Raw genomic sequence first — 23328 nt, 5'->3', positions numbered from 1 at the left:
CTAGCGTAACGGCAATAAAGGCACGATGTGTCCGTTGTGACGGGCTGGCGGAGGGTTACTTTCCGCCAGCCATTTCGGAAACTCCCGCAGCGGCATCGGCCGCGCATACAAGTACCCCTGCAAAATATGTACGCTGTGGCGGCGCAAATAGCGTGACTGCTCCTCGGTTTCAACCCCTTCTGCAACCAGTTCAATATTCAACCTCTGGCCCAGCGCAATAATAATATCCGTTACCGTTGAGTTCACGGCGTCGGTGCCGATCGCGGTGGTGAAGGATTTATCAATTTTCAGCACGTCCGGATGAAGTTTTTCAAGCCACGTAAGAGAACTATTGCCCGTACCAAAATCATCAATCGCAAGCTTCACCCCTTTGCGATGCAGCTCCCGCACGATGCGGTAATCCACATCGAGCAACGCATCGCGTTCGGTTAACTCTACAATCAACTTTTGAACAGGGTTCGCCTTAAACCAGATGCGGTTAAGATCCCGGATCAGCGCAGCGCGGCGAAAATGGCTGGCGGCCACGTTGATGCCAATATGGAAATCCCGTGAGGCCGGGAAAAAGCCTATCTGCCGCACCGTTTCGCTGATGACGTAGCGGGTAAGCGGAACAATCAGGCTATGTTCTTCAGCCAGGGGGATAAAGACATCGGGAGAAATCCAGCCCTGACGCGGGTTGTTCCAGCGCAGGAGGATCTCGACGCCAACGCATTCCCGGGTGCGGGCGTTTACCAGCGGCTGGCAGAAGAGTTCAAACTCCCGGGCAGCAATCCCCATATTAATTTCCCAGGTGAAACTTATGCGTCGCGCCGTGGCAAGCCAGGCGATATAGCCCATCAGTAAACTGAGCATCAACGCCAGCGGTAGCTGGGTAGGCAGATTTTTCAATGCCATTTGGCCTGCCCCAGGGCCGCTGACCGTGACGCTGAAAGGGTAGTGCTGTGAAGACTGTTCCAGCAGGGAGGCGTGTTCATCGAAGGTCGGCGTATTCGTCACCTGCTGCCCGTCGCGGAGAAAATTATCGCCTACTCTCAGGACCACGTCGGTGATTTGTGGCCGCTGTGGCTCCAGAATCATTTTGGTGATGAGATCGATATTCACTACCTCCATCAACCCGTCACTGCCGTCGCCCGCAAGGGGTGACCACTGAATCAGTACCGGACTACCCTTTAACAGCCACCGATCGGTCAACAAGATCAGCCTGGGTTCACTGGACGGAAGCATCGGCTCAATGTCACTGACGGGCATATTTCGGCTGCCAAATACGCTCGAGCAATACAGTATTCCGTCTTTGACGAGGGCGATGGAGCGCACGGTCTGGAGGATCGCCGCCTGTTTTCGCAGAATCGGATTCGCTTCAGCGCAGGGCATATCAACCAGAAAACGTAGAGTTTCACGCTGGGTTTCTAACGCAAGAAGCACCTTATCAAGCGCACGCACGGTATGGTGAGTAAAGTCGTGGATCCGATCCTGATTAATGTTGCGCTGTGAAATAAAGCGAATGCCCAGCGTCAGGACGAGCGTAACGAGCGCAACCGTAACACAGACGATAACGCGTTTTCGGCGATAGTCTTTAATGATCGTTTGTGCAGTTTGCATGAACGGTCGCCTGATAAGCACCGGCCGGAAAAGCCAGACGCAACAGTGACAGTGTAGTGGGGAATACGTGAAGCGACGAGAGGCGGTGGGAAAATTCGCCCATCTGTTGCAGATGGGCGAAAAGGAAGGTTTAGTCGCACTGCACCTTAATGGCCAGACCGCCGCGCGAAGTCTCACGGTACTTCGCGTTCATGTCCTTGCCGGTTTCGTACATGGTTTCAATAACCTTATCCAGTGACACGCGTGGCTCGCTGGTACGGCGCATCGCCATACGCGAGGCGTTGATCGCTTTGACGGAGGCGATGGCGTTACGCTCAATGCACGGTACCTGCACCTGGCCGGCAACCGGGTCACAGGTCAGACCGAGGTTGTGCTCCATGCCGATTTCCGCCGCCACGCACACCTGCTCAGGGCTTGCGCCCAGCAGTTCCGCCAGACCGGCCGCCGCCATAGAGCAGGCCACGCCCACTTCACCCTGACAGCCTACTTCGGCACCGGAGATGGAGGCATTCATCTTGTACAGCGCGCCGATAGCGCCTGCCGCGAGGAAATAACGGATATAGATCTCCGGTGTCACGGGCTCAATAAAGTGATCGTAGTAGGCCAGCACCGCCGGAACGATACCGCACGCGCCGTTGGTTGGCGCCGTCACCACGCGACCACCCGCTGCGTTCTCTTCGTTAACCGCCAGCGCAAACATGTTCACCCAGTCAACCACATTCATTGGATCATTGGAGAATTTGTCGGTGGTGACCAGCATACGGCGAAGCGCAGAGGCACGACGTGGCACACGCAGTGGCCCAGGCAGAACCCCCTCGGTGTTCATCCCGCGGTCAATACAGGCGCGCATGGTTTGCCACACGTTAGCAAAATAGTCTTCGATCTCTTTCTTGCTGTGCAGCGCCAGTTCGTTCTGCATCACCATGCCGGAGAGGGAGAGACCGGTCTCTTTGCAATAGGCCAACATCTCGGTGGCAGATTTAAACGGATAGGGCACATTCACATCGCCCGCGCTCTCTTTGCCAAAGTGTTCTTCGTCAACGATAAAGCCGCCGCCGATGGAGTAGTAGGTTTTACTGTAGATCTCTTTTTCGCCGCTCCAGGCGTGGATGGTCATACCGTTTTCATGCAGCGGCAGGTTGTCGCTACGAAAACGCATCCCGTCATCCTGCGGGAAGTCCACTTCGTGCTGACCGTTAGCCAGCAGCAGACGACCGCGCGTTTCCACGTCGCGGATAAATGCCGGAATGGCATCAATATCAACTGTGTCCGGCATATTGCCCGCCAGACCCATAATAATGGCGATATCGGTGTGGTGGCCTTTACCCGTTAATGACAGTGAACCGTAAACGTCTACGGCGACACGGGTAACGCTTTCCAGTAATCCTTTTTCGACCAGATCATCGACGAACTGTTTACCGGCCTTCATCGGCCCTACAGTGTGGGAAGAAGATGGACCAATCCCCACTTTGAACATGTCGAATATACTAATCACTTTCACACTCCTGACAGGGTTACTGGGGTTCCAGTAACGATGTTATAACTGCGCATAGTGTAAGAGGGAACACTAACCTCGGCTTAACTATTCACATGAATTAAACTAATGGTTAACGATGGTTTAGCTAATAGCGCGACGCCGATCGCAAACCTGCCAGAAAAGGGTGGAATGTAAAGTATAGTCAAGGCTTCAGGCCGATTTGTAGCGCAAGCTCACGAATGATGCCTGCCGTCATGCCCCAGACAAAATAATGCTGATACCACGACAGCCAGACCCGATGATCGTGCCCGCGGCGGTGAATATCCAGAGGATGATAGCGGCCCAGACGAAGGGCCTCTTCAAGCGGCATTTCGAACACCGCTGAAACTTCATCGACGCTGGCGTGATACTGAAGATCGGGCGGAATAATGCCGACGACCGGCGTGACCTGAAAACCGGTTACGCTGTCCACTGGCGGCAGCACGCCAATTACCTCGACCGCCTCCGGGGGGATCGCCACCTCCTCATGCGCTTCGCGCAGCGCGGCGGCAATCAGGGAAGCATCGGTGCTGTCCACCGCGCCGCCCGGAAACGCAACCTGACCGGCGTGTTTTCGCATATGCGGTGAGCGCTGGGTAAGCAACAGACCCGGCTGTTCACGACGCACGACCGGGATCAGTACCGCCGCCTGACGTTGATTCAGCGCGGCGCGGTTAACCTGGGGCCGCAGAAGCTGAAAGCGCGACAGAAAATCATCCAGCGTCAGGTTGTCTTTCTTCACCGTGAGTTCTCCAGTTGTTTCAGGATACGATTCACTTTATCAAAGGTTTCCTGATATTCCGCCCCGGCCTGGCTGTCGGCCACAATGCCGCCGCCTGCGGAACAGTAAAGGTTACCGTCGCAGGCCGTCAGGGTGCGAATAGTGATGCTGGTATCCATGGTTCCGCACAGGCTCACATAGCCGATGCTGCCGCACCAGGCGTTGCGGCGATGCGGTTCCAGTTCGTCGATAATCTCCATCGCGCGGACCTTCGGCGCGCCGGTGATGGAGCCGCCCGGAAACGCGGCGCGGAGCAGATCGCAGGCGGTTCGCGAGGCCGGCAGGCGTGCAGTGATAGTACTGACCAGATGGTGCACCGCCGGGAAAGGTTCCACAACGAACAGCTCCGGCACGCGCACGCTGCCCGGCTCGGCGACGCGGCCAATATCATTGCGCATCAGATCGACAATCATCAGGTTTTCAGCGCGATCTTTCGGCGAGGCCGCCAGCGTCTCCGCCTGCTGGCGGTCGGCGTCAGCATCGGCAAGGCGCGGCAGGGTGCCCTTGATCGGGCGGGTCTGAATAATACCGTCAGCCAGATGAATAAAACGCTCAGGCGAAAGGCTGAGGATGGCGCCGTGTTCAAGGCGTAAAAATGCGCTAAACGGGGCCTTATTGCTGGCATTGAGGCGGGTAAATGCCTGCCATTCGTCTCCCCGGTACGCCGCCTGGAAACGCTGGGCAAGGTTGACCTGATAACAGTCACCGCTGTGAAGATACGCCTGCACGCGAGAGAATTTTTCCGCATATTCCGCCGCGCTCATGTTCGAGTGCCAGCCAGAGGTCAGCATAAAGTGTTCCGCAGTGGCGGGCCGTTGCGCCTCAAGCCAGGCCAGACGCGCCTGTACGTCTCGGTGGCTAAGCAGGGAAACCGTCTGCTTACGGTGATCCACGATTAGCGCCCAGTCATACAGCCCCACCGCCATATCCGGCAGGGAAATATCCGCCTGCGCATGCTCGGGCAGCTTTTCGAAACGGCGACCCAGATCGTAACCAAACAGGCCCAGCGCGCCCCCCTGGAAGGGCAGATCCGGATCAGGTGTGGCAGATAAGCCCAGAGCATGGATCTCGTTCTGAAGCCGCATCAGCGGATCGTCCGTGGGTGACAGCGCATCGGTCGTCAGCGTTTTAACCGGGTCGGCCACCAGAATATCAAAGCGGCTGTAGGGGTGATCCGCATGCCCGGAGTGCAGCAGCATGGCAAAAGGAAGGTGGCTCAGACGGGCAAACCAGAACTCGGCGGCGTCTGCACGCCAGGGTAAGGTCATAACAGTGGGGAAGCGCATGTTCATGTATGGCATACTACCGGGTAGCGTGAAATAATTAGCGCGAATAATTTAGCAGGAGTTAACGATGTTTGCAGGTTTACCTTCTCTCAGTCATGACCAACAGCAGAAAGCGGTAGAGCGGATTCAGGAACTGATGGGCCAGGGTATGAGCAGCGGAGAAGCGATCACCGTCGTCGCTCAGGAAATTCGCGCCAGTCATACCGGCGAGCGGATTGTGGCGCGATTTGAAGATGAAGATGAATAACCGGGCTTAAACTGCCGCGATAATCTTAATCTCCACCTTATACTCCGGTTTCATCAGCGTGGCCTGTACGGTGCAGCGTACAGGCGCGTGACCCGCCACTACCCACGCATCCCAGGCTTTATTCATCTCCGCGAAGTCGTCTTTATTCGCCAGGAAAATCGTCGCGTCCAGAATGCGGGATTTATCGCTGCCCTGTTTTTCCAGTACGGCGTCGATCTGCGCCAGGGTGTTAGCGGTTTGCTCGAAGGCGTCGGCGTCCAGATTGGCAGGGACACCGGTGTAGTACAGCGTCTGGTTGTGGATCACCACATCAGACCAGCGGGCTTCGGCATCAATGCGCGTAATTGTCATAAACGTATCCTCGTTATCTTTCATCGTCAGGCGGCAAGACTGCCATATTGTTCCGCCGTCGTCACTATTTGGGGTGGCACCGGAGAGAAGGGGCTGACATAATCCCTGTGCAAAAATACAGTGAGAGAACACCGTGGCAGACGATTTTTCCCCTGAAGGTCAGTTAGCACAGGCAATTCCCGGTTTTAAACCGCGCGAACCCCAACGTCAGATGGCGCATGCCGTCGCGCACGCCATCGACAAGGCGCAGCCGCTGGTTGTGGAGGCCGGCACCGGTACGGGGAAAACCTACGCTTACCTCGCTCCTGCGCTGCGGGCGAAAAAAAAGGTGATCATCTCTACGGGATCAAAAGCGCTCCAGGATCAGCTCTACAGCCGCGACTTACCTACGGTGGCGAAAGCGCTAAAATACAAAGGGCGTCTGGCCTTGCTGAAAGGGCGTTCTAACTATCTGTGTCTGGAGCGTCTCGAACAGCAGGCACTGGCGGGCGGTGACCTGCCGGTACAAACACTCAGCGATGTGATCGTCCTGCGCGCCTGGGCCAACCAGACGGAGGAGGGGGACATCAGCACCTGCGCGAGCGTGCCGGAAGACTCCCCGGCCTGGCCGCTGGTGACCAGCACCAACGACAACTGCCTCGGAAGCGACTGCCCGCTGTATAAAGACTGCTTTGTGGTGAAAGCGCGTAAAACGGCGATGGACGCCGACGTGGTGGTGGTGAACCATCACCTGTTTCTTGCGGATATGGTGGTCAAGGACAGTGGTTTCGGCGAGCTAATCCCCGAGGCGGAGGTGATGATCTTCGATGAAGCCCATCAGCTACCGGACATCGCCAGCCAGTATTTTGGCCAGTCGCTCTCCAGCCGTCAGCTTCAGGATCTGGCGAAAGATATTACCATTGCCTATCGCACCGAGCTCAAAGATACCCAGCAGTTGCAGAAGTGCGCGGACCGCCTGGCGCAATGCGCACAGGATTTCCGCTTACAGCTTGGCGAGCCGGGCTATCGCGGCAACCTGCGCGAACTGCTCGCGGACAAAAATATCCAGCGCGCGCTGCTGCTGCTCGATGATGCCCTTGAACTCTGTTACGACGTGGCGAAGCTGTCCCTCGGACGTTCAGCGCTGCTGGACGCCGCCTTCGAGCGGGCCACGCTCTACCGTGGGCGGCTGAAGCGGCTGAAAGAGACCAACCAGCCGGGCTACAGCTACTGGTATGAATGTACCTCGCGCCACTTTACCCTGGCGCTCACGCCGCTGACCGTTGCCGATAAATTCAAAGAGGTGATGGCGCAAAAGCCCGGCACCTGGGTCTTTACCTCGGCCACGCTGTCGGTCAACGACGATCTGCACCACTTTACCGAGCGTCTCGGCATTGAGCAGGCTGAATCCTTACTCCTCCCAAGCCCGTTCGACTATGAGAAACAGGCGCTGCTGTGCGTGCCACGCAATCTGCCGCTGCCTAACCAGCCAGGGGCGGCGCGCCATCTGGCGGCCATGCTAAAGCCGATGATTGAGGCCAACAACGGACGCTGCTTTATGCTCTGCACCTCTCACGCCATGATGCGCGATCTGGCCGAGCAGTTCCGCGCGACCATGACGTTGCCGGTGCTGTTGCAGGGGGAAACCAGCAAAGGCCAGCTGCTCCAGCAGTTTGTCAGCGCCGGTAATGCCCTGCTGGTGGCGACCAGCAGCTTCTGGGAAGGGGTGGACGTGCGCGGCGATACGCTCTCGCTGGTGATTATCGATAAGCTGCCATTCACATCGCCGGACGATCCGCTCCTGAAAGCACGCATGGAGGACTGCCGTCTGCGCGGGGGCGATCCGTTCGACGACGTCCAGTTGCCGGACGCGGTTATCACGCTTAAACAGGGGGTAGGGCGACTGATACGCGACGTCACCGACCGCGGAGTGCTGGTGATCTGCGACAATCGCCTGGTGATGCGTCCCTACGGCGCCACCTTCCTCGCCAGCCTGCCGCCCGCGCCGCGCACGCGGGATATTAAACGCGCGGTCCGCTTCCTGGCGAACCCGACGGCGGAGTAATTCTTCCCGGAGTGTGTTAAGATGCGCGCCATTTTGTGACTGACCATTGCGAGAGCGCGACGACTGATGCGAATTCTGGCTATTGATACCGCGACAGAGGCCTGTTCCGTTGCCCTGTGGAACGACGGTACGACTTTTGCTCATTTCGAAGAGTGCCCACGGGAACACACCCAACGTATTCTGCCCCTGGTAAAAACCATTTTAACCGAGGGCAACACCGCCCTGACTGACCTCGACGCGCTGGCCTACGGCCGTGGTCCGGGCAGCTTTACGGGCGTACGTATCGGGATTGGCATTGCGCAGGGGCTGGCGCTGGGCGCTGACCTGCCGATGATCGGCGTTTCAACGCTTGCGACTATGGCTCAGGGTGCCTGGCGCATGACCGGTGCCAGCCGCGTGCTGGCCGCGATTGATGCCCGCATGGGTGAAGTCTACTGGGCGGAGTACACCCGTGACGAAAACGGCGTCTGGCACGGCGAAGAGTCGGAAGCCGTGCTTAAACCTGAAGCCGTCACCGAGCGCCTGAAACAGCTCACCGGTGAGTGGGCGACGGTCGGAACCGGCTGGCCGGCATGGCCTGAGATGGCGAAGGACACCGGCCTTACGCTGGTGGACGGTAACATGCTCCTGCCTGCCGCCGAAGATATGTTGCCTGTTGCCTGTCAGCAGCTTGCAGCAGGAAAAACCGTGGCCGTTGAACACGCCGAGCCGGTTTATTTACGAAACACCGTCGCGTGGAAGAAACTTCCTGGCCGCGAGTGAATCTCAGTAACAGGAACTGAGAAAAAGGAGTCGCATCATGGCGGTTCAGACTAAAGTTGTACGCTTTTTTATGGCAGGCGCGGTTGCCATAGCACTGAGCGGGTGCGTCACCGTTCCTGATGCGATCAAGGGCACCAGCCCGACGCCACAGCAGGATCTGGTACGCGTGATGAATGCTCCGGAGCTGTATGTCGGGCAGGAAGCGCGCTTTGGCGGCAAGGTGGTTGAAGTGCTAAACCAGCAGGGGAAAACCCGGCTGGAGATTGCCACCGTTCCACTGGACAGCGGCGCACGGCCTGTTCTGGGTGAAGCCTCGCGCGGGCGGATCTACGCTGACGTCAGCGGCTTCCTCGATCCGGTAGATTTCCGCGGGCAGCTGGTGACCGTCGTCGGGCCGATTACCGGTTCGGTGGCGGGGAAAATCGGCAATACGCCATACAAATTTATGACCATGCAGGTGAACGGCTACAAACGCTGGCGTATCGCCCAGCAGGTGGTGATGCCGCCACAGCCAATCGATCCGTGGATGTGGGGTCCACATCCGTATCGTTACGGCTACGGTGGCTGGGGTTGGTACAATCCAGGCCCTGCACAGGTTCAAACAATCGTAACTGAGTAACTTACTGTTATTGTTAGGAAAGAGACAGCGGCTCAGCCGCTGTCTCTGTTTTTTTACGGACAAAACGAAAAAAAAGAGTGACGCGCTTCGCAACCTGCAATCTGAGCAATTAATAAACTGGTACGCTGAGTTAATATAATGTTAACAAACTGTTTATTATCGGGGCTGTGATGACGACGAACACTCATTTCAGAGGTGATGCATTGAAAAAGGTTTGGCTTAACCGTTATCCCGCGGATGTCCCTGCGGAGATCAATCCTGACCGTTATCAATCCCTGATTGAATTATTTGAACACTCGGTACGGCGCTACGCTGACCAGCCCGCATTTGTGAATATGGGCGAAGTGATGACTTTCCGTAAGCTGGAAGAGCGCAGCCGGGCGTTTGCGGCCTATTTACAGGAAGGGTTGGGCTTGCAGAAAGGGGATCGCGTCGCGCTGATGATGCCAAACCTGCTGCAATACCCGGTGGCGCTGTTCGGGATCCTCAGGGCGGGGATGATCGTGGTTAACGTTAACCCGCTCTATACCCCGCGCGAGCTGGAACATCAGTTGAATGACAGCGGTGCGGCGGCGATTGTGATTGTCTCCAACTTTGCCCACACGCTGGAAAAAGTCGTTGAAAGAACCCAGGTTAAGCACGTCATCCTGACGCGCATGGGCGACCAGCTCTCTACCGCGAAAGGTACGCTGGTCAACTTTGTCGTGAAATACGTTAAGCGGCTGGTGCCGAAATACCACCTGCCGGATGCCATCTCTTTCCGCCGTGCGCTGCATGCGGGCTATCGGATGCAGTACGTTAAGCCGGAGATCGTGTCAGAAGATCTGGCGTTCCTGCAATACACCGGCGGTACCACCGGCGTGGCTAAAGGGGCGATGCTGACCCATCGTAATATGCTGGCGAACCTTGAACAGGTGAACGCCACCTACGGGCCGCTACTGCACCCGGGCAAGGAGCTGGTGATCACCGCGCTTCCGCTGTATCACATTTTTGCGCTGACCATGAACTGCCTGCTGTTTATCGAGCTTGGCGGTCAAAACGTATTGATCACCAACCCGCGCGACATTCCGGGGCTGGTTAAAGAGCTGGCGAAATACCCGTTCACCGCCATGACCGGCGTGAACACCCTGTTTAACGCGCTGCTTAACAATAAAGAGTTCCAGCAGCTCGATTTCTCCACGCTGCATCTTTCTGCGGGCGGCGGGATGCCGGTTCAGCAGGCGGTTGCCGAGCGCTGGGTAAAACTCACCGGACAGTATCTGCTGGAAGGCTATGGTCTGACGGAGTGCGCCCCGCTGGTCAGCGTCAACCCGCATGACATCGACTACCACAGCGGCAGTATCGGTCTACCGGTCCCGTCGACGGAAGCTAAACTGGTGGACGATGAGGGTAACGAAGTGCCTCACGGCGAACCGGGCGAGCTGTGCGTCAGAGGGCCGCAGGTGATGCTGGGCTACTGGCAGCGCCCAGATGCCACGGATGAGATCATCAAAGACGGCTGGCTGTACACCGGCGACATCGCGGTGATGGATGACGAAGGTTTTCTGCGTATCGTCGATCGCAAGAAAGACATGATCCTCGTTTCCGGTTTCAACGTTTATCCGAACGAAATCGAAGACGTGGTGATGCAGCACAGCGGCGTGCTGGAAGTGGCAGCGGTGGGGGTTCCTTCCGGCAGCAGTGGTGAAGCGGTGAAGATATTTGTGGTCAAGAAAGATCCTTCTCTTACCGAGGAAGCGCTGATAACGTTTTGTCGCCGGCAGCTGACGGGCTATAAAGTGCCGAAGCTGGTGGAATTCCGCGATGAGCTGCCGAAATCCAACGTCGGGAAGATATTACGACGAGAATTACGTGACGAAGCCCGTGCCAAAGTGGACAATAAGGCCTGAGCTTCACGTTAATCGCCCAGACGCCGGTTAAGCCGGCGTTTTTTATGGGCGCAAACAAAAGAGAGTCCGATTTGAATTACCAGATGATCACTACCAACGACGAGCTGGCTTCGCTGTGCGAGGTGACGCGTGATTTCCCCGCTATCGCCCTGGATACGGAATTTGTCCGTACCCGCACGTACTACCCGCAGCTGGGCCTGATCCAGATGTATGACGGCAAACACGTGTCGTTGATTGACCCCCTCGGCATTACCGACTGGGCGCCAATGCGCGAGCTGTTGCTTGATACCGCCGTGACCAAATATCTGCACGCCGGCAGTGAAGATCTGGAAGTCTTTCTCAACACCTTTGGCATCATGCCGCAGCCGCTGATTGATACCCAGATCCTCGCGGCGTTCAGCGGTCGTCCGCTCTCCTGGGGCTTCGCGGCGATGGTGGAAGAGTACACCGGTCTGACGCTGGATAAGAGCGAATCGCGTACCGACTGGCTCGCGCGCCCGCTGACGGCGCGTCAGCTTGAATACGCCGCGGCAGATGTATTCTACCTGCTGCCGATTGCTGGCCAGCTTATGAAAGAGGCTGAGGCGTCCGGTTGGCTGTCTGCCGCCCTGGACGAGTGCCGCATGACGCAGCAGCGTCGTCAGGAAGTGGTTGATCCGAAAGAGGCCTGGCGTGACATCACTAACGCCTGGCAGCTGCGCACCCGTCAACTGGCCTGTCTGCAACTGCTGGCTGACTGGCGGCTGCGTAAAGCGCGTGAGCGCGATCTGGCGGTTAACTTCGTGGTGCGTGAAGAACACCTGTGGGCGGTAGCGCGCTATATGCCGGGTAGCCTTGGCGAACTGGACAGCATTGGCCTTTCCGGGAGTGAGATCCGTTTCCACGGTAAAACGCTGCTCGCGCTGGTAGAGAAAGCTCAGCAGCTGCCGGAGGACGCACTGCCAGAACCACTGCTTAACCTGATGGATATGCCGGGCTACCGCAAGGCGTTCAAAGATATCAAAGCGCTGGTGCAGACGGTGGCCGGGGAAAGCAAACTGAGTGCCGAACTGCTGGCTTCACGTCGTCAGATTAACCAGCTGCTGAACTGGCACTGGAAGTTGAAACCGCAAAATGGTTTACCGGAACTGGTCGCCGGATGGCGGGGGGAACTGATGGCTGAACGCCTGAATACCCTGCTGGAAGGGTATCCGCGCTAAAGAATTGTAGCCCCGGTAAGCGTCGCGCCACCGGGGAAATTGCCGGGCGGTACGATGCTTGCCCGGCCTACAAAACCACAAACGGATTAACGCGACTCTTCCGCTTCCGGAAGCGTCACATTCAGCTCCAGAATCGAAATATCCCCGTCTTTTTGCTCCAGCTGAACGGTGACCATTTCCGGGTCAATCTGCACGTATTTGCAGATCACTTCCAGAATGTCTTTGCGCAGCTGCGGCAGGTAGTGCGGTTCGGCGTCGCTACGACGACGTTCCGCCACAATGATTTGCAGACGTTCTTTTGCGATGTTGGCGGTGCTTTTTTTCCGCGAGAGAAAAAAGTCCAGTAATGCCATAACTTATCCTCCGAACAGGCGTTTGAGGAAACCTTTCTTCTCTTCTTCAATGAAGCGGAAAGGACGTTCTTCTCCCAGCAGACGGTCAACGGTATCCGCATACGCTTTACCCGCGTCTGCCTGTGTATCCAGGATCACGGGCTCGCCCTGGTTAGAGGCGCGCAATACGGACTGATCTTCCGGGATCACGCCAACCAGTTTGATGCGCAGGATCTCCAGCACGTCTTCCATGCTCAGCATGTCACCTTTGTTCACCCGACCCGGGTTGTAGCGGGTCAGCAGAAGGTGCTCTTTGATCGGCTCCTGGCCATTTTCCGCGCGACGAGATTTCGAGGCCAGAATGCCGAGAATACGGTCGGAGTCACGTACTGACGAGACTTCCGGGTTAGTAGTGATGATGGCTTCATCCGCGAAGTAGAGCGCCATCAGCGCGCCGGTTTCGATACCGGCCGGGGAGTCGCAGACCACGAAGTCGAACTCCATCTTTTTCAGATCGTCGAGCACCTTTTCCACGCCTTCACGGGTCAGCGCGTCTTTATCACGGGTCTGGGACGCCGGGAGAATGTAGAGGTTCTCGGTACGCTTATCTTTAATTAGCGCCTGGTTAAGCGTGGCATCGCCCTGAATGACGTTCACGAAGTCATACACCACGCGACGCTCGCAACCCATGATCAGGTCCAGGTTACGCAGACCGATATCGAAGTCGATTACGACGGTTTTCTTTCCCTTCTGGGCCAAACCAGTAGCGATGGCCGCGCTGGAGGTGGTCTTGCCAACGCCTCCTTTACCCGAAGTCACAACAATAATGCGTGCCATAGAAATTCCTTGTTAAAAGGGATCAATTTAACGGTTGAACGGTCAAAGCGTTATCTGCCAGCTGCAGACGAGCCGCTTTGCCATAAAATTCGGCTGGGATTTTATCGCTCAGCCAATATTCACCTGCGATAGACACCAGTTCTGCCGTCAGGTGAGTACAAAAAATTTGTGCTTCTCGATCGCCGCTGGCGCCCGCAAGCGCACGCCCACGCATCATACCGTAAACGTGAATATTGCCGTCTGCAATCAGTTCTGCGCCCGCACTGACGTGGCTTGTAACAATCAGATCACAGTTTGGCGCATAAATGCGCTGACCGGAACGAACCGGCAGATCAATCAATCGCGTTTTTGTGACTGGGGCTACATTTTGCGCCGAAGGCGGGGGAGCGGGAACGGTTGCAGGCGTTGCGCGCGGGGATTTTTCTCTACCCTCGTTTAACAAGGGCAAACCCGCGCGTTCAATTTCGGCTTTTAACTCTGCGTCTTTACAGCCGCTTATACCCACGATGCGCAACCCCGTGGAGACGACGGCCTGCTGGAGTCGCTTCCAGTTAACCGGCCCCTCAAGGTCGCTTACATTAACGACAACAGGAGCATGCTTAAGAAAAGCGGGAGCCTGCGCGATTTTGTCTTCTAACGCCTGACGAATAACCTCGGGTTTTGCATCATGCAAATGAACCACTGATAAGGTGAAGCTACTGCCTTTAAGCTCGATGGGCGTATTTGACATCCTGGCCTTACTCAATTTGCTATTAACCGCAACACATCGCCGCGATATTCCGAAGAGTATCAGGCATGTTATAGTCAGGAGTATATTGAGGCAAGCAACCACCCATTAATTCAGAGTAAAAACATGTTTTGTGTGATCTACAGAAGTACCAGCCGCGACCAGACCTACCTTTATGTCGAAAAGAAAGACGATTTTTCCCGCGTGCCTGAGGAATTAATGAAAAGCTTTGGCCGACCGCAACTGGCGATGCTGCTGCCGCTGGACGGCCGTAAGAAGTTGGTGAACGCCGATCTGGAGAAAGTCAAAAAGGCGTTAACCGAGCAGGGCTATTATTTACAGCTTCCGCCGCCACCGGAGAATTTATTAAAACAGCATCTTGAGGTGAGCGGAAAGAAATAAGCCCGGGTCACTCCGGGAACAACTCATCAACCGATTAGGGGTCGACCATGTATCAACATCATAACTGGCAAGGTGCATTACTGGATTATCCCGTCAGCAAAGTGATCTGCGTGGGCAGCAACTATGCAAAACATATTCAGGAGATGGGCAGCGCCGTGCCGGATGAGCCGGTTCTGTTTATTAAGCCAGAAACCGCACTGTGCGATATTCGCCAGCCGCTGGTTCTGCCGCAGGGGCTGGGCTCGGTGCATCATGAAGTGGAGCTGGCGGTGCTGATCGGCGCGACGCTGCGCCAGGCGACCGAAGAGCATGTAGAGAAAGCGATTGCGGGTTACGGTGTCGCGCTCGACCTGACCCTGCGCGACGTCCAGAGCAAAATGAAGAAAGCGGGGCAGCCGTGGGAAAAAGCCAAGGGCTTTGACAATTCATGCCCGATTTCCGGTTTCGTTCCGGTGAGTGAATTTACCGACGACCCGCAGAATATGCCCCTCAGCCTGAAGGTCAACGGCGAGATTCGCCAGCAGGGGACGACCGCTGACATGATCCATAAGATCGTTCCGCTGATTGCCTACATGAGCCGCTTCTTCACCCTGAAACCCGGCGACGTGATCCTTACCGGCACTCCGGAAGGTGTGGGGCCGCTGCACAGTGGCGACGAGCTGGACGTCAGTTTTAACGGCCTGTCGCTGAAAACCCGCGTGCTGTAAAAGCACCTTGCCGCCTGAAAAGGGCGGCAAAACTTGCATCAACGTGCCAGACTCGTTATAAGGTGCGCTCTATTTTGACGTGTGGACATCCCGATGAACGACATTCCTTTCTGGCAAAGCAAAACTCTCGACGACATGACCGACGTGGAGTGGGAATCGTTGTGTGACGGCTGTGGGCAGTGCTGCCTGCATAAGCTGATGGATGAAGATTCGGATGAGATCTATTTCACCAACGTAGCCTGCAAGCAGTTAAACATCAAAACCTGCCAGTGCCGCAACTACGAGCGCCGTTTCGACTATGAGCCGGACTGCATCAAGTTAACCCGTGAAAATCTGCCGACCTTTGAGTGGCTGCCGCATACCTGCGCGTATCGCCTGCTGGCGGAAGGTAAAGATCTGCCCACATGGCATCCGCTGTTGACGGGGTCGAAAGCGGCGATGCACGGCGAGCGTATTTCCGTGCGCCACATTGCGGTGAAAGAGTCCGAGGTGCAGGACTGGGAAGACCACATTATGAATCACCCTAATCGGTGATAATAAAAAACCCGCCGAGGCGGGTTTTTTATTGTGCGCAATTTTGTCGGGTGGCGCTGCGCTTACCCGACCTACAAAACTGACGTTGCCGTTTTGCTTTTACCTTCCAAAAAGATCGCGTTTCTTTGGCTTGAACGGCTGGGCAATCAGCACCAGCAGCGCTACCACGAAGTAGGCGACAAAAATGCCCACCAGCCACTGCGGCATCTCCAGCGTCAGAAACTCCCACTGGCGTACAGAGCAGTCACCGGAGGCCACAAACACCTGCGGCAGCCATTTATCCAGCGGCAGCCAGCTCGGGAAGCGGGCGGCAAAGTCGCAGGTCATAAACGGCGACGGGTGAAGCTGCATCTGGGTGTGCTCCCAGGCAAGCGCAATCCCTTTCCCGGCGCTGTACAGCCAGATGGCAATTGCGGCATAGCGTAACGGTGTTTTAGGTGCAATCGCACCTACCAGACCTGCGCCCATAATGCCGAACAGCGCACAACGCTCATAAATACACAGGACGCAAGGTTTCAGCCCCATCACATGCTGAAACCACAGCGCGACCATTTCCAGCGCAAAGGCGGTCAGGGCCATCAACAACCACGCTCCGCGACCGCGTGAGCACTGGTTCAAAAATCGCAACATAATCATTTCCCTGGAACATGCTTAGACAGCGCAGTGTAAACGAATTTTAATGCGCCGCAAGTATACCTGCTTGCAACAACCATTGCGTACAGGGAACGAGAGTAATTTTGATGCACAGCAAACCAACAAGGGTAAGCACCAGCGTGTACGGCAGCGCCATCCAGACCATTCTTCCATAAGAAAGTCGTATGAGTGGCGCCAGCGCCGAGGTCAGCAGGAAGAGGAAGGCCGCCTGACCGTTCGGGGTTGCCACGGAGGGGAGGTTGGTTCCAGTGTTGATCGCCACCGCCAGCAGCTCGAACTGTTCACTGCTGACAATCCCTTGCTCCATCGCGGCTTTGGCCTCATTGATGTATACCGTCCCGACAAAGACGTTATCGGATATAGAAGACAACAGACCGTTAAACAAATAGAACAGCGTTAGCTGCGAATCTGGCGTGGCCTGAAGCACAAACGCGATGATTGGCGCGAACAGATGTTGATCAATAATCACCGCCACGACGGCGAAAAACACCGCCAGCAGGGCGGTAAACGGCAGCGCTTCGGTAAAGGCTTTTCCGATAGCATGTTCGTCCGTGACGCCGCTCAGGCTGGTTGCCAGAATAATTACCGACAGACCAATCAGCCCCACCTCGGCAAGGTGGAAGGCCAGCGCAGCGATAAGCCACACGCCGATGATGCCCTGTGCAATCAGGCGCAGCGTCTCCTGGCGCGTGCGTTGTTTGCGGCTCTGCTCGTCAAACTTATGCAGCTCCTGACGGACCTGATCGGGCAACTTCGCGCCATACCCAAAAAGGTTGAATTTTTCGACCAGCACGCAGGTCGCTAAGCCGCAGATCAGAACGGGCACGCTGACCGGCGCCATGCGCAGGAAAAATTCGCCAAAATGCCACTCAGCCGCTTTGGCGATAATCAGGTTTTGCGGCTCTCCGACCATTGTCATCACGCCGCCCAGCGCCGTCCCCACGCCCGCATGCATCATCAGGCTGCGCAGAAACGCGCGGAACTGCTCGAGCACATCGCGGTTGTGCGCCTCAACGTGGCTGTCGTCCTGCAAGTTATCGCCAGGACGAGACGAGGCGACCCGGTGGTAAATACCGTAAAAGCCGACGGCGACGCTGATCACCACCGCCACAACCGTCAGCGCATCCAGGAAGGCAGAGAGGAAAGCCGCGGCGAGGCAAAACGCCAGCGAGAGCAGCGTTTTCGACGGAATGCTCAGCAGCAGACGGGTGAAGATAAACAGCAGAAGCTGCTTCATAAAGTAGATCCCCGCCACCATGAAGATCAGCAGTAGCAGGACTTCAAGATTCGACGCAATCTCGTTTTTAACATGCTCCGCGCTGGTCATTCCAATGAGCACGGCTTCCAGCGCCAGCAGCCCGCCGGGCAACAGCGGATAGCACTTCAATGCCATCGCCAGGGTAAAGATAAACTCGACGACCAACATCCACCCGGCAACGAAGGGATCCAGCAAAAAGATAACGGGATTAACGACCAGGAATACCAGTAGAGTGAGTTTGTACCAGTCAGGTGACTGACCTAAAAAGTTGCGCCACAGCGCGCGCCCAAATGAAATTTCCACGACAGACGTCCTTTCCCCGTCAAATAAGACAAGACATCAGTATACGCAAAAACGGCGGCGGAGAGGGGGATAAAGCCATTTTGTAAATTTCATAAAAATGAAACGGCGATCCCTCTTTTCTGTCTCTGCTGCGCTATCTGCCTCTGCGCGCCTCTGGTATGATGAGTGCAATTTGCTAAAGCTGTGTAATGGAAATCTCACTATGGTCATTAAGGCGCAGAGCCCGGCGGGTTTCGCGGAAGAGTACATCATTGAAAGCATCTGGAATAATCGTTTCCCTGCGGGATCAATTCTACCTGCTGAACGCGAACTCTCTGAACTGATTGGCGTCACCCGTACCACGCTGCGAGAAGTGCTCCAGCGTCTGGCGCGCGATGGCTGGTTGACGATACAGCATGGCAAACCCACTAAGGTGAATAATTTCTGGGAAACGTCCGGGCTGAACATTCTGGAAACGCTGGCGCGTCTCGATCACGAAAGCGTACCGCAGCTGATTGACAATCTGCTTTCGGTGCGCACCAACATCGCTACCATTTTCATCCGCACCGCGTTTCGTCAGCATCCTGAAGATGCGCTGAAGGTGCTTGCCACCGCCAATGAGGTGGAAGACCACGCGGACGCCTTTGCGACCCTCGACTACAACGTGTTCCGCGGTCTGGCGTTTGCTTCCGGCAATCCGGTTTACGGTCTGATCCTGAATGGAATGAAAGGGTTATATACACGCATTGGTCGTCACTACTTTGCCAACCCTGAAGCCCGCAGCCTGGCGCTCGGCTTTTACCATAAACTGAGCAAGCTCTGCACCGAAGGGCTGCACGATCAGGTCTATGAAACAGTGCGTCGTTATGGCCACGACTCCGGTGAAATCTGGCACCGAATGCAGAAAACCCTGCCGGGCGATCTGGCGATTCAGGGCCGGTAAAAGAAAAAACCTCTCTATTGAGAGGATTTTTTTCGCCCGGTGCTTCGCTTACCGGGCCTACAAAACCCGTAGGCCGGCTAAGGCGTAGCCGCCACCCGGCTAAAACGCACTACAGCGTATTCATCCGCGCCGGACACCGGTCCAGCAGCTCCACGCTGCCATCTTCATTCTGCTGCTCCAGCGACACGTCAAATCCCCACAGGCGATGCACATGCTTCAGCACTTCCTTACGCCCCTTATCCAGCGGCGCGCGGTTGTGAGGGATATAGCGCAGCGTCAAAGAGCGGTCACCGCGCAGATCAACATTCCAGACCTGAATGTTCGGTTCAAGATTGCTCAGGTTGTACTGAGACGACAGGCGCGAGCGGATCTCACGATAGCCCTCTTCGTTGTGGATCGCAGAGATCTCCAGGTAGTTGTTGCGGTCATCATCCAGTACGGTGAAGAAGCGGAAATCACGCATGATCTTCGGCGACATGAACTGGCTGATAAAGCTCTCATCCTTAAAATCACGCATCGCGAAGTGCAGCGTTTCCAGCCAGTCAGAACCGGCAATATCCGGGAACCAGTATTTGTCCTCTTCGGTGGGCGACTGGCAGATACGCTTGATATCCTGGAACATGGCAAAGCCGAGTGCGTACGGGTTAATGCCGCTGTACCACGGACTGTTATACGCTGGCTGGAATACCACGTTAGTGTGGCTGTGCAAAAACTCCATCATAAACCGCTCGGTGACTTTTCCTTCGTCATACAGGTGGTTAAGAATGGTGTAGTGCCAGAAGGTCGCCCAGCCTTCGTTCATCACCTGGGTCTGCTTCTGAGGATAGAAATACTGGCTCACCTTGCGCACGATGCGCAAGATCTCACGCTGCCACGGCTCCAGCAGTGGGGCGTTCTTCTCCATAAAGTAGAGCAGGTTTTCCTGCGGCTCGGAAGGGTAACGACGCGCCTCGGCGACGGTTTTCTCCTCCTCACGTTTCGGCAGGGTGCGCCACAGCATATTCACCTGGCTTTGCAGATACTCCTCGCGGCTCTTCTGCCGGGCTTTCTCTTCCTGCAATGAGATCTTCTGCGGACGCTTATAGCGGTCAACGCCGTAATTCATCAGCGCGTGGCAGGAGTCCAGTAGCTTCTCTACCTCGTCCACGCCGTAGCGCTCTTCGCAGTCGGTAATGTATTTGCGGGCGAAGATCAGGTAATCGACGATGGAGCTGGCGTCCGTCCAGCTGCGGAACAGATAGTTATTTTTGAAGAACGAGTTATGTCCATAGCAGGCGTGCGCCATCACCAGCGCCTGCATGGTAATGGTGTTCTCCTCCATCAGATAGGCAATACACGGGTTAGAGTTAATAACGATTTCATACGCCAGCCCCTGCTGTCCGTGCTTATACAGTCGCTCCGTTTCAATGAATTTTTTACCAAACGACCAGTGCGGATAGTTAATCGGCATCCCGACGCTGGAGTAAGCGTCCATCATCTGTTCCGAGGTGATGACTTCAATCTGATGGGGATAGGTGTCCAGACGATAGAGTTTGGCCACCCGGTCGATCTCCGCCAGGTAGACATCCAGCAACTCGAAGGTCCAGTCGGGTCCATCGCTCAGACGGGTGCTGTCCCTTGACATGGAATCTAGTGTAGCCATTAGCGCGCCCTCGTTGTTGGTCGCTCTCTCTGACTGGAGAGCCTCCTTTCAAGCATAGATCACCCCATTCAAATACGCGGGGCGCAGAAATTTTTTCTTTGCGATTTCCCGTTTTCGATACGGCAAAAAAAGCGGTGCTCGCAGAATTTTCTACTGGTTAAAAATAACGCGCAGCAGGAGATCCCAAATAAGCGCTATCCCCTGATACAGCGGGATATGTGAGTTGAGTCACCATAAAAAAGTCATATGTTGAATAATATTTTCAGCTAGGTTATCAATCTGTAATTAGATGATTGTTCTTTTGCTCATAATGGAGTGGCTATGCGTGTTGTCATACTGGGAAGTGGTGTCGTTGGCGTAACCAGCGCCTGGTATTTAAGTCAGGCGGGACATGAGGTTACCGTTATCGATCGCGAATCCGGTCCGGCGCTGGAAACCAGTGCGGCGAATGCGGGGCAGATCTCCCCGGGCTACGCTGCGCCGTGGGCGGCCCCGGGCGTTCCGCTGAAGGCGATCAAATGGATGTTTCAGCGACATGCGCCGCTGGCGATAAGCCTTGACGGCACGCAGTTCCAGCTTAAGTGGATGTGGCAGATGCTGCGCAACTGCGATACCCGCCACTACATGGAGAACAAAGGGCGCATGGTGCGCCTCGCAGAATACAGCCGCGATTGCCTGAAAGCGCTGCGTTCCTCAACGGGGATCGAATATGAAGGGCGCCAGGGCGGCACACTTCAGCTGTTCCGTACCGCGCAACAGTATGAAAACGCGACCCGCGATATCGCCGTGCTTGAAGATGCGGGCGTACCCTATCAGCTGCTGGAAGCCAGCCAACTTGCCCAGGTGGAGCCTGCACTTGCCGAGGTCGCGCACAAGCTGACGGGCGGTCTGCGTTTACCGAACGATGAAACCGGCGACTGCCAGCTTTTCACCCAGCGTCTGGCGCGCATGTGTGAGCAGGCCGGGGTGAAATTCCGCTTCAATACTTCTGTCGACAAGCTGCTGTCGGAAGGGGAGAAGATTTACGGCGTGAAGTGTGGAGAAGAGGTGATCAAAGCCGATGCTTACGTGATGGCGTTCGGATCCTATTCTACCGCGATGCTGAAAGGGATCCTGGATATCCCGGTCTATCCGCTGAAAGGCTACTCCCTGACCATTCCCGTGAAAGAGGACAGCGGCGCGCCAGTATCAACTATTCTTGATGAAACCTACAAAATCGCCATCACCCGTTTTGATAACCGGATCCGCGTCGGCGGCATGGCGGAAATCGTGGGCTTCAATACCGAACTGCTCAAACCACGTCGTGAAACGCTGGAGATGGTCGTCGGCGATCTCTTCCCGCGCGGCGGTTTCATTGAGCAGGCGACGTTCTGGACCGGCCTGCGTCCAATGACCCCGGACGGCACGCCGATTGTGGGCCGTTCGCCATACAAAAATCTGTGGACAAATACCGGCCACGGTACGCTTGGCTGGACCATGGCCTGCGGTTCGGGCCAGCTGCTTAGCGACCTGATTTCCGGGCGGACGCCGGCAATTCCGTTTGACGATTTAAGCGCCGCACGCTATCAATCAGGGTTTACCCCCTCGCGTCCACAACACCTGCACGGCGCGCATAATTAAGGAGTCGTCATGTCCCGTCCCATTCTGGCCCAGCTGGATTTGCAGGCGCTGAAGGATAACCTGCAAATTGTTCGTCGTGCTGCGCCGGGTTCTCGTGTCTGGTCGGTGGTGAAAGCCAACGCCTACGGTCATGGTATCGACCGTATCTGGAGTGCGCTCGGCGCCACCGACGGTTTTGCCTTGCTGAATCTGGAAGAGGCCATCCTGCTGCGTGAGCGCGGCTGGAAAGGACCGATCCTGCTGCTGGAAGGATTCTTCCATGCGCAAGATCTGCCTCTGCTGGATAAGTACCGCCTGACGACCAGCGTTCACAGTAACTGGCAGATCAAGGCCATTCAGGACGCGAAGCTGCATGCCCCGCTGGATATCTATCTCAAAGTGAACAGCGGTATGAATCGTCTGGGCTTCCAGCCTGAACGTGTGCACACGGTCTGGCAGCAGCTTCGTGCGCTGAAAAACGTCGGTGAGATGACGCTGATGGCGCATTTTGCCGATGCGGAAAAGCCGGACGGCATTGCCGATGCTATGGTCCGCATTGAGCAGGCGGCAGAAGGGCTGGACTGTCCGCGCTCGCTGTCGAACTCAGCGGCAACGCTCTGGCATCCCGAGGCGCATTACAACTGGGTGCGCCCGGGGATCGTTCTGTACGGCGCGTCACCCTCAGGTCAGTGGCAGGATATCGCCAACAGCGGCCTGAAGCCGGTGATGACGTTACGAAGCGAAATTATCGGCGTGCAAACCCTGAAAGCGGGCGATACGGTGGGCTATGGCAGCCGCTATCGGGCAGCGGGCGAACAGCGTATCGGTATCGTGGCGGGGGGCTATGCAGATGGTTATCCGCGCATCGCCCCGAGCGGCACGCCGGTGTGGGTCGATGGCGTGCGTACGGGCACGGTAGGCACCGTCTCAATGGACATGTTGGCTATTGATTTGACGCCATGTCCTCAGGCGGGGATCGGCTCACCGGTTGAGCTGTGGGGCAACGAGGTTAAAATTGATGATGTGGCCGCTGCGGCGGGCACTGTCGGGTATGAACTGATGTGCGCGCTGGCGTCAAGAGTGCCTGTTGTGACGGTGTAACATGTGTGTGCCGGGTG

At 56.2% G+C, this 23328-nt stretch carries 23 protein-coding genes; 12 read left to right on the top strand and 11 right to left on the bottom strand.

The features are described 5' to 3' along the window. The 4 genes from L3069_RS12960 to pabB all read right to left on the bottom strand — a co-directional run bounded on the left by L3069_RS12960 (nucleotide 1) and on the right by pabB (nucleotide 5188). Complete coding sequence (locus L3069_RS12960; RefSeq protein WP_038416250.1) at nucleotides 1-1599, bottom strand: EAL domain-containing protein; 1599 nt, start codon at nucleotides 1597-1599, stop codon at nucleotides 1-3. Between the two features lie 130 nt (nucleotides 1600-1729). Then, nucleotides 1730-3094 (bottom strand): L-serine ammonia-lyase, encoded by a 1365-nt coding sequence (gene sdaA, locus L3069_RS12955; RefSeq protein WP_022648444.1) that lies wholly within the window; start codon nucleotides 3092-3094, stop codon nucleotides 1730-1732. A gap of 184 nt (nucleotides 3095-3278) precedes the next feature. After that, the gene (locus L3069_RS12950; protein WP_022648443.1) at nucleotides 3279-3857 is read right to left on the bottom strand and encodes a CoA pyrophosphatase; all 579 of its coding nucleotides are present in this window, start codon (nucleotides 3855-3857) and stop codon (nucleotides 3279-3281) included. After that, on the bottom strand, nucleotides 3854-5188 hold the full coding sequence (gene pabB, locus L3069_RS12945) for an aminodeoxychorismate synthase component 1 (RefSeq protein WP_038416249.1): 1335 nt from the start codon (nucleotides 5186-5188) through the stop codon (nucleotides 3854-3856). Before pabB ends, L3069_RS12950 begins: the two co-directional genes overlap by 4 nt. A 61-nt stretch (nucleotides 5189-5249) precedes the next feature. On the opposite strand from pabB, the gene L3069_RS12940 reads away from it, so the two are divergent. Continuing rightward, entirely contained in the window at nucleotides 5250-5429 is a 180-nt protein-coding gene (locus tag L3069_RS12940) for a YoaH family protein (protein ID WP_022648441.1), read from the top strand. A 6-nt stretch (nucleotides 5430-5435) separates the two neighbouring features. Here L3069_RS12940 and L3069_RS12935 read toward each other — a convergent pair whose 3' ends face one another. Beyond that, nucleotides 5436-5780, bottom strand: a complete 345-nt coding sequence (locus L3069_RS12935) for a RidA family protein (protein WP_022648440.1) — start codon at nucleotides 5778-5780, stop codon at nucleotides 5436-5438. A 133-nt stretch (nucleotides 5781-5913) separates the two neighbouring features. Here L3069_RS12935 and L3069_RS12930 point away from each other — a divergent pair, with 133 nt between their 5' ends. From L3069_RS12930 to rnd, 5 genes are all read left to right on the top strand, one after another. Continuing rightward, on the top strand, nucleotides 5914-7824 hold the full coding sequence (locus L3069_RS12930; protein ID WP_038416248.1) for an ATP-dependent DNA helicase: 1911 nt from the start codon (nucleotides 5914-5916) through the stop codon (nucleotides 7822-7824). A 66-nt stretch (nucleotides 7825-7890) separates the two neighbouring features. Beyond that, on the top strand, nucleotides 7891-8586 hold the full coding sequence (tsaB, locus tag L3069_RS12925) for a tRNA (adenosine(37)-N6)-threonylcarbamoyltransferase complex dimerization subunit type 1 TsaB (protein WP_023300348.1): 696 nt from the start codon (nucleotides 7891-7893) through the stop codon (nucleotides 8584-8586). Nucleotides 8587-8623: 37 nt separating this feature from the next. Beyond that, nucleotides 8624-9205 (top strand): Slp family lipoprotein, encoded by a 582-nt coding sequence (locus tag L3069_RS12920; protein ID WP_023300347.1) that lies wholly within the window; start codon nucleotides 8624-8626, stop codon nucleotides 9203-9205. A gap of 203 nt (nucleotides 9206-9408) precedes the next feature. Further along, nucleotides 9409-11094: a long-chain-fatty-acid--CoA ligase FadD gene (gene fadD / locus L3069_RS12915; RefSeq protein ID WP_072201026.1), complete on the top strand. Its 1686-nt coding sequence runs from the start codon at nucleotides 9409-9411 to the stop codon at nucleotides 11092-11094. An 83-nt stretch (nucleotides 11095-11177) separates the two neighbouring features. Next, nucleotides 11178-12293, top strand: coding sequence for a ribonuclease D (gene rnd / locus L3069_RS12910; RefSeq protein WP_123059168.1), 1116 nt, complete (start codon nucleotides 11178-11180; stop codon nucleotides 12291-12293). A gap of 86 nt (nucleotides 12294-12379) precedes the next feature. Here rnd and minE read toward each other — a convergent pair whose 3' ends face one another. The 3 genes from minE to minC are packed head-to-tail and all read right to left on the bottom strand — an operon-like array spanning nucleotide 12380 to nucleotide 14192. Next, nucleotides 12380-12646, bottom strand: coding sequence for a cell division topological specificity factor MinE (gene minE, locus L3069_RS12905; RefSeq protein ID WP_003859937.1), 267 nt, complete (start codon nucleotides 12644-12646; stop codon nucleotides 12380-12382). A gap of 3 nt (nucleotides 12647-12649) precedes the next feature. Beyond that, nucleotides 12650-13462, bottom strand: coding sequence for a septum site-determining protein MinD (gene minD, locus L3069_RS12900; RefSeq protein WP_003859938.1), 813 nt, complete (start codon nucleotides 13460-13462; stop codon nucleotides 12650-12652). Nucleotides 13463-13484: 22 nt separating this feature from the next. Then, on the bottom strand, nucleotides 13485-14192 hold the full coding sequence (gene minC, locus L3069_RS12895) for a septum site-determining protein MinC (protein ID WP_023300345.1): 708 nt from the start codon (nucleotides 14190-14192) through the stop codon (nucleotides 13485-13487). A 123-nt stretch (nucleotides 14193-14315) separates the two neighbouring features. Here minC and L3069_RS12890 point away from each other — a divergent pair, with 123 nt between their 5' ends. From L3069_RS12890 to L3069_RS12880, 3 genes are all read left to right on the top strand, one after another. Further along, nucleotides 14316-14591, top strand: a complete 276-nt coding sequence (locus tag L3069_RS12890; RefSeq protein ID WP_006810982.1) for a YcgL domain-containing protein — start codon at nucleotides 14316-14318, stop codon at nucleotides 14589-14591. Between the two features lie 47 nt (nucleotides 14592-14638). Then, nucleotides 14639-15298 carry a fumarylacetoacetate hydrolase family protein gene (locus L3069_RS12885; RefSeq protein WP_038416247.1) on the top strand — a complete coding sequence of 220 codons (660 nt, stop codon included), beginning with the start codon at nucleotides 14639-14641 and terminating at the stop codon, nucleotides 15296-15298. A 93-nt stretch (nucleotides 15299-15391) separates the two neighbouring features. After that, a complete protein-coding gene (locus L3069_RS12880) occupies nucleotides 15392-15832 on the top strand; it encodes a YcgN family cysteine cluster protein (protein ID WP_038416246.1) in 441 nt (146 codons plus the stop codon). A 99-nt stretch (nucleotides 15833-15931) separates the two neighbouring features. On the opposite strand, the gene dsbB is transcribed toward L3069_RS12880, so the two are convergent. Continuing rightward, nucleotides 15932-16462 carry a disulfide bond formation protein DsbB gene (gene dsbB, locus L3069_RS12875; protein WP_032622423.1) on the bottom strand — a complete coding sequence of 177 codons (531 nt, stop codon included), beginning with the start codon at nucleotides 16460-16462 and terminating at the stop codon, nucleotides 15932-15934. Nucleotides 16463-16508: 46 nt separating this feature from the next. After that, nucleotides 16509-18047, bottom strand: coding sequence for a sodium/proton antiporter NhaB (gene nhaB / locus L3069_RS12870; protein WP_038416245.1), 1539 nt, complete (start codon nucleotides 18045-18047; stop codon nucleotides 16509-16511). Nucleotides 18048-18249: 202 nt separating this feature from the next. On the opposite strand from nhaB, the gene fadR reads away from it, so the two are divergent. Next, entirely contained in the window at nucleotides 18250-18969 is a 720-nt protein-coding gene (fadR, locus tag L3069_RS12865) for a fatty acid metabolism transcriptional regulator FadR (RefSeq protein ID WP_003859951.1), read from the top strand. 109 nt (nucleotides 18970-19078) lie between these two features. Here fadR and L3069_RS12860 read toward each other — a convergent pair whose 3' ends face one another. Beyond that, entirely contained in the window at nucleotides 19079-20611 is a 1533-nt protein-coding gene (locus L3069_RS12860) for a SpoVR family protein (protein WP_038416244.1), read from the bottom strand. Between the two features lie 321 nt (nucleotides 20612-20932). Between L3069_RS12860 and L3069_RS12855 the strand changes: the two genes are divergently transcribed. Together L3069_RS12855 and dadX are read left to right on the top strand one after the other, a co-directional pair. Next, the gene (locus L3069_RS12855; RefSeq protein ID WP_038416242.1) at nucleotides 20933-22231 is read left to right on the top strand and encodes a D-amino acid dehydrogenase; all 1299 of its coding nucleotides are present in this window, start codon (nucleotides 20933-20935) and stop codon (nucleotides 22229-22231) included. Between the two features lie 9 nt (nucleotides 22232-22240). Further along, nucleotides 22241-23311 carry a catabolic alanine racemase DadX gene (gene dadX / locus L3069_RS12850; RefSeq protein ID WP_022648427.1) on the top strand — a complete coding sequence of 357 codons (1071 nt, stop codon included), beginning with the start codon at nucleotides 22241-22243 and terminating at the stop codon, nucleotides 23309-23311. Nucleotides 23312-23328: the final 17 nt, after the last annotated feature.

The organism is Enterobacter cloacae complex sp. ECL411 (genome assembly GCF_021869665.1).
GTDB lineage: Bacteria > Pseudomonadota > Gammaproteobacteria > Enterobacterales > Enterobacteriaceae > Enterobacter > Enterobacter intestinihominis.
Note: the sequence above shows the minus strand (reverse complement) of the source record. Positions and strands in the feature narration are given on the sequence as shown.